Annotated in this window: 6 protein-coding genes; all 6 read left to right on the plus strand. The window is 56.9% G+C overall.

The genetic code is table 11. The features are described from left to right. Positions 1 to 563 (plus strand): hypothetical protein (locus B3I26_RS19490; RefSeq protein WP_296260037.1); only part of this gene is annotated, 563 nt, incomplete at its 5' end. Between the two features lie 12 nt (positions 564 to 575). After that, on the plus strand, positions 576 to 2765 hold the full coding sequence (locus B3I26_RS19495; RefSeq protein WP_296260038.1) for a lipase family protein: 2190 nt from the start codon (positions 576 to 578) through the stop codon (positions 2763 to 2765). A gap of 494 nt (positions 2766 to 3259) precedes the next feature. After that, entirely contained in the window at positions 3260 to 4111 is an 852-nt protein-coding gene (locus tag B3I26_RS19500; protein ID WP_296260041.1) for a sugar phosphate isomerase/epimerase family protein, read from the plus strand. A 13-nt stretch (positions 4112 to 4124) separates the two neighbouring features. Next, on the plus strand, positions 4125 to 5189 hold the full coding sequence (locus tag B3I26_RS19505; protein WP_296260044.1) for an isopenicillin N synthase family dioxygenase: 1065 nt from the start codon (positions 4125 to 4127) through the stop codon (positions 5187 to 5189). Positions 5190 to 5248: 59 nt separating this feature from the next. Further along, positions 5249 to 6052, plus strand: coding sequence for an ABC transporter substrate-binding protein (locus tag B3I26_RS19510; RefSeq protein WP_296260046.1), 804 nt, complete (start codon positions 5249 to 5251; stop codon positions 6050 to 6052). A 230-nt stretch (positions 6053 to 6282) separates the two neighbouring features. Further along, the gene (locus B3I26_RS19515) at positions 6283 to 7830 is read left to right on the plus strand and encodes an amino acid ABC transporter permease/ATP-binding protein (protein WP_296260048.1); all 1548 of its coding nucleotides are present in this window, start codon (positions 6283 to 6285) and stop codon (positions 7828 to 7830) included. Positions 7831 to 7998: the final 168 nt, after the last annotated feature.

Genomic DNA, 7998 nt, shown 5'->3' on the forward strand with positions numbered 1-7998 from the left:
AAGAAAGATACAAGCTCGACTATGAAATTCCCATCTACCGTACTGCGGAAGGTTGCCGCTTGGTTATTTATCGTCTCGAGTTGGAAATCTATGGGGCTTATGGAAAACATCGTGGGGACTTTGGCGCGGACTCAGCGATGGTTATTATTAGGGAGCAACTTGAAGACAAATACAAAGGAACTTTTGATGGTAATGGAGAAAGCGCCATAAATGGTCAGTGCCAATGGCTGTTTCGTACTATCGGACCTGACCGTTACATCACCAAGCTTCTCGATTGCAAAAAACTTGACGGTCAGGGCATGGTGACGAAAGGGCGTCCCGTAAGCGCATACACTTTGGATCAACTCCCGGGGACAACCGTGAAGCTGAAGATCAAGCTGGCTGATGAGGAGCAGCCCGGCTGGGGAGACACATGGGTAAAGGTTCCTAATGGCTGGAAGCGTTGCATAGGGGAAGGCCCCGAAGATCAACGCGGTTACTGTAATGGAAATTATAAAGACTTCAGCAGCTTCAAAATGCCAGATGGCCGCGACTGTACCATCTACCCCGGCTGCACCGAATAAGGAAATCACTCAATGAATACTATGGTTAAAGAATTGAAGCAGCCGCTAAACAGCCGTATGTTTACCTGCCCAGCTCAAGGCAACCGTACCAGTTTTCAGTTAGTTGACGAAATGGGTGAAGGTCAACCTTACGCTGGTCTTGCCTATGAGGTTGTTGATACGGTGGGCCATACCTATAAAGGTAAACTTGACGCCGCTGGCACAGGCAACGTTGAGAACCACTTTGCGGGCCCGATAGCATTAATCCTTGCAAGTGAATATATGGGCACGGCCATTCCCTATAAAGATTTAAAGCAGCGAAAACACTACCCACTCCCAATAACCGAACTCCAAGTTCGCGCCGAAAAAACTCGCTACTCCCATAAAAACGGCTTAAGGACTCAAAGCAATCCAGCGCAAGCCTGTGCGGACTTCTTCTGCCAAGTGGAAGTTCGTCATTTGGTTGATCATGTTGCGCATTTGCCGCCCGAAGTCGAGAGCCACTATCCGCCAAATCAAAACTGGGCCAAGCTGATGCGTGAGCATGGCAAGCGCGGCGTCTGCCTGCTTCCCAACAAGCACAACGTGTTGGAGGTTCGCCCTTTACGCGCTCTACGTCCGATGCTCTCCACCGACTCACAGTTCTGCGCGCTGAACCTGTATCAGCTCGCCATTATGGCTACCTTAAGCTACAACCCATTTGGTCAGACACCCGATAAGGCGCCAATCAAAGATAAAAAAGTAAGTTTCCCAGTCAAACCGACCGTAGGTAACTGGTTTGGTGATGCGCTGGCGAAGTTCGACGAGATCTGGAAAGCGGACCCGGCCCAATCCAAGGCGTACTACCCGTTATACGAAGATGTACCGTACTCCAAACGTTTGGAAATCGTACCGTTTGACCCTGACCTGTACCCCGCGAACAGCCCTGATTTAGAAGAAAAGCAGGAGCACCCGGCCAGCATCCATTTTCTTGATGACCGAAATCAGATTGATAATACCGACACCCAAGCGTTTATCACGCACAACGACGAGTTGATCCTGATTGCCGTGCGCGGCACCAACGAAATATTAGCGGATGGTCTCCGTGATGCCGATGCGCTCCAAGTCCCCTTTGTGGAAGGCGTGGGCAAGGTTCATCGAGGATTCTATGAGGCTGCGCTGAAGGTCTATGACCTTACGGCCAAATATCTCGACAAGTTTTTAACCGGACAGAAACTGATTATTTGCGGCCATAGCTTGGGCGGGGCAATCACCTTGCTGCTCTCGGAAATGTTGCGCCGCCAGAAAAAGTATCGTGCTGACATCGTGCTGTACACCTACGGTGCCCCAAGAGCTGCTGACGCAACCTTTGTAAAAGGGGCTGCTGACTTAGTGCATTACCGCATGGTCAACCATAACGACCCGGTGCCGAGCGTGCCCGGAACATGGATGAACACCAAGCCCCCGGTCTATGTAACAGGGTTAGCCTTAATCTTTGCAGGCGTTCCTGTGGGCGCTGGAGTGTTTGTAGCGGGCATTACCAACCTGAGCGGTGAACCCTATGAGCACCACGGTAAGTTGCATCACTTCTTTCCGGTGGAACTTGGAGGAAAGGAGACGTCCTCGATCCTCTGGGAACCAGGTTGCGACACCATTGCCCAGCACGCTGCCTGCACGTTGGCCGTCCAGCAAATCGATGGACTCCCCAACCGCCCCGGACTGATCTCTCAGGCTATTCATGCCAGCAACCATTCGATGGTGGGTGGCTACATTCCCAGTTGCTGGGCCGCGCTCAAGCGCTCACAGGAATCGCTGCTGCTCGGGAGTTCGCTGGTTAGCGACCGTGAATTCGATTTCGTAGATGGTGTTCTGGCACGCATTACCGACCAGTTGCGCAGTAAACGCAATAACTTGCGGGGCCGTGGTGACAAGTATCGTGAAACCCACGAACCAGCAGTTGATGCATTCAACCGAGAGGTCGATAAAGTGAGGGAAACACGCGAGCGCTTAGCGACCCTGCGCAAGGAGAAGGTTGACGCAGCGAAGGTCTACGGGTTGCTTGCGCAAGACGCCGAAGCACTGGCGGACAACTTGCTTCGCTGGCAGGCCCACGCTGAAAACAGAGTGGCTGAACAACTGGCCATGGCGCCCTCTGCAGTAGAAAGCGACCCTGAAGTACTCGCATCCCTATTAGGACACCCAATTGGCGCGCCACACACGCTTGATATTGATTCAATCATCTGAAACAAAGCGGTGGGAGGCAACGCTTCGAAAAGTTGCCTGCAAGATATCCAAGGTTTCAGGAGTCCTTCAGGTATCTGTGAAATGGCCTTCACGGGCATATCCGTGAGGCCACCGAGCAAAACCAGGCGTTTTGTCTCCTGGGGCAAACTCGGGTGATGAGCTTTGTCGATTAATCATCAACGCATAACTCACTGTCACCTTCATGGGTCGGGTATGCCCGTGCACTCGCCCGTAGCTCCACAGCGCCAATGCCTGCGATGCGCTAAACGGGCTCTTGCCAACATAGTTTAGAAATGTCTGAACTATGCATTTGAGCTTTCCTATTCTTCCCGCTCATCCGCCGAATCTAAGATCGGCCCCAATAAAGGAGCCCGTCCAGCAGAGACACGGCCCAAAGATTGCCTTTTCCGATGTGACTGCCCGCTATAACCCGTCTCGGCCCGTGCGCCGCGGCGAAGCTATGTCAGGTGTCACGCAATCTTTGAGGACGTTCGATGAAACTGGAAATCTTCCGCACGATGTGGGGCTACGCCGCGAGCAAGGCCCAGGCGCTCGATGAACTGCTGGAGGCCGGGTTTGACGGCATGGAGGCGCGTCTGCCGTTGACGCCGGTGGAACGTGCCGAGTTCGGCGCTTTTCTGCGTGCCAATCACCTGCCCTACATCGCCACGGTGTTCACCGCTTACGATGTCCTGCCTGAACAATCGGCAACCACCGCCGAACATCTCATCGACCTGGAAAAGAAGCTCGCCTGGTCCAGCGAACTCACGCCACGTTTCGTCAACGTGCTGGCTGGTAATGACCGCTGGCAGCTGCCGCAGCAGGTCGACTTCTTCGGCCAGGCGCTGGAGTTGGCGCGCAAGCATGGGCAGATGGTGACTTTCGAAACCCATCGCTCACGCTCACTGTTCAACCCGTGGCTCACGCTGGAGCTGATTCGCCAACTGCCGGATCTGCGTTTCACCAGCGACATCAGCCACTGGATCGTCACTTGCGAGCGCCTGCTCAACGATCCCGAAGACGACCTCAGCGCCTTCGTCGAGCGCGTCCACCACATTCAGGCCCGCGTGGGCTACGACCAGGGCCCGCAAGTACCGCACCCCGCCGCGCCGGAACGTGCGGCCGAGCTGGCCTTCCATCAGCAGCATTGGGAGTCGATCTGGGCCTCGCAGCAGGCGCGCGGCTTTGAGGTAACTACCCTGACGCCGGAGTTCGGCGCCGACGGTTACCTGCATCACCTGCCGTTCACCAATGTGCCGGTGGCCGATCTATGGTCGCTGAACGTGTGGATGGGCAAGGCCGAACGCGAGCATTTTCAGCGCTTCACCCACACGACAAGCCGATAAGGAGCGTTTCGCCATGCCTGAACACTCTCAAGCGGCGACCCCGAAGGTCGCCAACTTCAACAGCATTCCAGTGGTCGACATCGCCGGCCTGTTCAGCACCGACATCGCACAGCGGCAGGCCGTGGCCGACGAGTTGGGCAAAGCCGCTCGCGAAGTGGGCTTTCTGTACATCAAGAACCATGGCATCGAGCAGGCATTGATCGATGGCCTGCGCCAAGCGGCCAAGGATCTGTTTGCTCAGCCCCTGGACTACAAGATGCAGTACTACATCGGCACCTCGCGCAGCCACAAAGGCTTCGTCCCGGAAGGCGAAGAGGTGTACGCCAAGGGCAAACCAGACCACAAGGAAGCCTTCGATATCGGCTTCGAAGTCGGCGACGAAGACCCACTGGTAATCGCAAAAACCCCGCTGATCGGCGCCAACGAATGGCCTGACTTGCCCGGGTTTCGTCCGGCCGTCGAAGCGTACTACGCCGCTGTGTTTGCCTTGGGACGTCGCCTGTTCGACGGCTTTGCCCTGGCGTTGGGCCTTGAACAGGGTTACTTCGAGGCGATGGTCACCCGTCCGCCTTCCAAACTGCGCCTGATTCACTACCCGTTCGACGACGCGGCGCAGGATGCGCCCGGTATTGGTGCACACACCGATTATGAGTGCTTCACCATGCTGCTCGCCGACAAACCGGGGCTGGAAGTGATGAACGATCTGGGCCAGTGGATCGATGCGCCTCCGGTTGAAGGTGCGTTCGTGGTCAATATCGGCGACATGCTGGAGGTCATGACCGCTGGTACGTTCGTTGCTACGGCTCATCGGGTGCGTACCGTCAGCGAGGAGCGCTACTCGTTTCCGCTGTTCTTCGCCTGCGACTTCCACACCCAGATCAAGCCGCTCCCTCAATTCGATCATGGAACGGCGGCGTACGAAGAAATCACCATTGGCGAACACATGTTTGGCCAGGCCCTGCAGACCTATCAATACCTGCGCCGCAAGGTCGAGAGCGGCGAGCTGAAACTGTACGAAAAGGCGCGCAAGCCTTCGAGCTTCGGCCACTTGAAGACCCAGGCACAGGATGCCTTCTGATGCGCCATTTCATCTCCAGACACACCGTGCCCTACCTTCCTGACGTGGAGTCACCGACGATGCGCAACACTTTGAACACTGCTGTCCGCTTGACCGTTCTTGGGGCCGCGGCACTCGGCGCGACCCTGGCCCACGCTGCCACTACGGTGACACCCGGCCAACTTAAGGTCGGCATGGAAATCACCTATCCACCCTTCGAATCCTATGACGAGAAGAAAAACGTCGTCGGTTCCGATCCTGACCTTTCGCACTTGCTGGCCAAGCATATGGATGTGAAGGCTGAGTTCGTGGACACCAAGTTCTCGAGCCTGATCCTGAGCCTCAATGCCGGTCACTACGATGCGATCATTTCGGGGATGTACATCACTCCCGAGCGTCAGACCCAGGCGCAGACCATCGCCTACGCCAAGACCGGCGCGGCGATTATGGTCCTTAAGGACAGCACGCTTAAACCCAAGGTGCCGGAAGACCTCTGCGGTCTGAAAGTCGGCCTGGAAAAAGGCACCACCTGGGTCGCTCAATTCAACAAGCTGTCCACCGATTACTGCCTACCGAACAGCAAAGACGCGATCTCGGTCAGCGAGTTTCCGTCTGCCCCTGAAGTGACCCAGGCGCTGCTATCCGGCAACGTTCAGGCCCAAGTGGAAATAGACGGCGCCGCCGGCATGATCGCCGAACGCACCAAAGGTCGGGTGATAGTCAGCACCGAGCACTCGATCTACCAGCAGACCTTGGGCATCTACGTGAAAAAGGGCAATGACGCGTTGTATCAAGCGCTGCTCAAAGCCTTTGACGAGACCAAAAAAACCGGTGAGTACGCAGCGTTGCTGAAGCAGTACAACCTGGAAGAGCCGAGTAACTAAACGTTTGAACACAGGCGTCCCTGATTTGACGCCCATCCTGTAGGAGCGTGGCGGGTCCCGCGATGGGCTAAAAAGCGGTCTTGAAGTCAGCTGACTCGCTAGGTCCTGACACGGCGCGTTAACCCGGTTTAAGACGACTGCGTCGACGATCGCGGGACCCGCCACGCCCCTGTTAGGGAATTGTGTTTGACAGGGTATCTCCCTGCAGGAGCTGCCCCGCTGAGGTGTGTATGCAATTCGAATGGTCCTACTTTTTTTCGCTGTTCTCGGTTTCGGACTTCTGGGAATCCTGCATCACGGTCATCGAGCTAAGCGCCCTGGGCTGGTTCATCGGCATGCTGCTGGGGTTTCTGCTGGCCTCGGCCAAGCTCTCGACCTCACGCTGGATACGCGTACCGGCGTCGATTTATATCTGGTTCTTCCGCAGCGTGCCGCTGTTGGTGCTGGTGGTGTTTACCTACAACCTGCCGCAGATGTTTCCGATCACTCGCGAAGTGCTGTCCAACCCGTTCTATTCCGGGCTGCTGGCGCTGGTAGTGACGGAAGCGGCGTACATGGCCGAGATCCATCGCGGCGGGCTGATTTCGGTCGCCAAGGGCCAGAAAGAGGCCGGGCGCGCGTTGGGCGTCGGCCTGATCGGCATGCAGCGTCTAATCGTGATCCCACAGGCTTTCCGGATTTCCTTGCCGACATTGATCAACGAATACATCACTGTGGTAAAGCTGACGTCGCTGGTGTCGGTGATTTCCCTGACCGAGCTGCTCACAGTAGGTCAGCGCCTGTACGCGCAAAACTTTCTGGTGATGGAAACCCTGTCGGCGGTGGCGGTGTACTACGTGATGATCGTCACCGTGTTCGGCTGGCTGTTTCACTGGCTCGAACAGCATCTGGAGTTGAACAATCGCAAGCCACAGACGCTCGACGGCAGCGCCTTGGCCAACCTGCGTTCGACGCTGAGCGTGCAGCCAGTGACAGCGCCTCGGCCCGAGCCAGGTTCCGGGGCAGCTCCCGCGCTGCAGTTGGTCAGCATTTACAAACGCTACGGCCATCACGAAGTGATCAAGGGCATCAGTCTGGACGTGGGGGCCGGCCAGGTGATTTCCATCATCGGTCCATCAGGCTCGGGTAAAACCTCGCTGATTCGCACTGTCAACGGACTGGAAACCATCGACCAGGGCGAGATCATTCTGTTTGGTGAAGACTTCATTCACGCCGGGGATAACCCCAACGCGCCGCAGATTCGCCGTGGCGTGCAGCGCATTGGCATGGTGTTCCAGAACTTCAACCTGTTCCCCCACCGGACCATTCTCGACAACGTGACCCTGGCGCCGCGTTACCACGGCCGCGACAAGGCCGTCAGCGAGCAGCGTGCCTACGCCTTGCTCGACAAGGTCGGGCTGTTGGCTCACGCGCATAAATACCCGCATCAACTCTCGGGCGGCCAGCAGCAGCGCGTGGCAATTGCCCGTGCCCTGGCAATGGACCCGCAGATCATGCTGTTCGACGAACCGACGTCAGCGCTGGACCCGGAGTTGGTAGGCGACGTACTCAACGTCATCGGCGACCTGGCGAAAGAAGGCATGACCATGCTAATCGTCACCCACGAAATGGACTTCGCCCTGGCGATTTCCGACCGGGTGATCTTCATGGAAAACGGCGTGGTGCAGGTTGATGCCTCGCCACGGGCCATCCTCGCCGACCAGTGCGGCGAGCGCGTGCGAAAATTCATGGGGCTGGACAGCGTGGCCGGGCAGCAGGAGATGCTGCGCAAGGCATGAAAGCTGACGCGCTTTTGATGCTGGCGCCATTGCCCGCCGCATCGGTGCCCGCCGTTGATTCTGGCCGCAGGCCGTAGGCGCTCGGCCTGCCAGCGATCTGCTGCGAAGCGGCAGCGAATCTGCTGCGAAGCGGCAGCGAAACCTGCCATTTCCGTTGTGTCAGGTTTA

It is taken from the genome of Pseudomonas sp. UBA5706 (assembly GCF_002419965.1).
In the GTDB taxonomy this organism is placed as follows: domain Bacteria; phylum Pseudomonadota; class Gammaproteobacteria; order Pseudomonadales; family Pseudomonadaceae; genus Aquipseudomonas.

Coding starts and splice junctions, on each gene's coding strand:
- B3I26_RS19495 (WP_296260038.1), top strand. CDS start 576: ATGAATACTATGGTTAAAGAATTGAAGCAGCCGCTAAACAGCCGTATG.
- B3I26_RS19500 (WP_296260041.1), top strand. CDS start 3,260: ATGAAACTGGAAATCTTCCGCACGATGTGGGGCTACGCCGCGAGCAAG.
- B3I26_RS19505 (WP_296260044.1), top strand. CDS start 4,125: ATGCCTGAACACTCTCAAGCGGCGACCCCGAAGGTCGCCAACTTCAAC.
- B3I26_RS19510 (WP_296260046.1), top strand. CDS start 5,249: ATGCGCAACACTTTGAACACTGCTGTCCGCTTGACCGTTCTTGGGGCC.
- B3I26_RS19515 (WP_296260048.1), top strand. CDS start 6,283: ATGCAATTCGAATGGTCCTACTTTTTTTCGCTGTTCTCGGTTTCGGAC.